This is a genomic window from Flectobacillus longus, from assembly GCF_030056705.1.
GTDB classification, from domain to species: Bacteria; Bacteroidota; Bacteroidia; order Cytophagales; family Spirosomataceae; genus Flectobacillus; species Flectobacillus longus.
This window is the reverse complement of sequence record NZ_JASHIC010000059.1, coordinates 1-1,608: the sequence shown is the minus strand read 5'-3', so window position 1 is coordinate 1,608 and position 1,608 is coordinate 1. Positions and strand designations below refer to the sequence as shown.

1 rRNA gene is annotated in these 1,608 nt (G+C 46.0%); it reads left to right on the top strand.

The features are described from left to right. Nucleotides 1–148: 148 nt before the first annotated feature. Nucleotides 149–1,608: ribosomal RNA gene (locus tag QM491_RS25385) — 23S ribosomal RNA — on the top strand; the annotation flags it as partial.

Below are 1,608 nucleotides of genomic sequence, written 5' to 3'. Positions count from 1 at the left end.
AATAGTAAAAGATGCAATTACGAACGAGTATTTGCGCACTGCTGAAGTTTGGTTAATGTTAAAGTTAATTGAATGTAAGTATAAAGTTCCTTGACATATTGTGAAAGATAGAGAAACGAGTAAGAGTTAAAGAAATTTAGCGACAGAGCATAAGTGAATTAAGGGTGTATGGGGGATGCCTAGGCTCTTGAAGGCGATGAAGGACGTGTTAAGCTGCGATAAGCTACGGGGATTTGCACAAAAGAATTAATCCGTAGATTTCCGAATGGGGCAACCCAATGGTTTGAAGAACCATTACCACAATGTGGAGCAAACCCGGAGAACTGAAACATCTAAGTACCCGGAGGAAGAGAAAACAAAAGTGATTCCGTAAGTAGTGGCGAGCGAACGCGGATTAGCCCAAACCGTTGTTGTTACGGCAATGACGGGGTTGTAGGACGTTTTTTTAGAAAGGATTTTAATTTGAATGAGTTGGGAAGCTCAGCCGTAGAAGGTGATAGCCCTGTAAGAGTACATAATCTGGACGTAGACGTATCCTGAGTAGGGGGGGACTGGAGAAATCCCCTTTGAATCAGCCGGCACCATCCGGTAAGGCTAAATACTAACAAGAGACCGATAGTGAACGAGTACTGTGAAGGAAAGGTGAAAAGTACCCCGAATAGGGGGGTGAAAAGACCCTGAAACCATACACTTACAAGCGGTCGGAGCAGCGCGATGCTGTGACGGCGTGCCTTTTGCATAATGACCCTACGAGTTACTCTTCCTGGCAAGATTAAGGATTGCAGATCTGGAGTCGGAGCGAAAGCGAGTCTGAAAAGGGCGTTTAGTCAGGGGGAGTAGACGCGAAACCTTGTGATCTACCCATGGCCAGGTTGAAGGTGTGGTAACACACACTGGAGGACCGAACGAGTTTACGTTGAAAAGTATTTCGATGAGCTGTGGGTAGGGGTGAAAGGCTAATCAAACTGGGAAATAGCTCGTACTCCCCGAAATGTTTTTAGGAACAGCGTCGTGGTTGAGTTTCATGCAGGTAAAGCTACCAATAGGACTAGGGGGAGTCAAATCCTACCAAATCCTGATGAACTCTGAATGGCATGAAATATACACGGCAGTGAGGGCCGGGGTGCTAAGGTCACGGTCCGAGAGGGAAAGAACCCAGACCAACAGTTAAGGTCCCAAAATCTATACTAAGTTGAACAAAGGAGGTCTGATTGCAGAGACAGCCAGGATGTTAGCTTGGAAGCAGCTATTCATTTAAAGAGTGCGTAACAGCTCACTGGTCGAGCGAGGCGGGCATCGATAATAAACGGGCATCAAGTATAGTACCGAAGCTTTGGATTATGTAGAGATACATACTGGTAGGGGAGCATTCTGATAGCGATGAAGGTGAATCGACAAGGTTTGCTGGAGTGATCAGAAAAGCAAATGTAGGGATAAGTAACGATAATGGGGGCGAGAAACCCCCACGCCGAAAAGTCAAGGATTCCTCAGCTATGCTAATCAACTGAGGGTTAGTCGGGGGCTAAGGGTCTAGCGAGAGCGACAATCTAATGCACATCAGGTTAATATTCCTGAACTTACTATTAGGGAAACACGATGACGGAGACT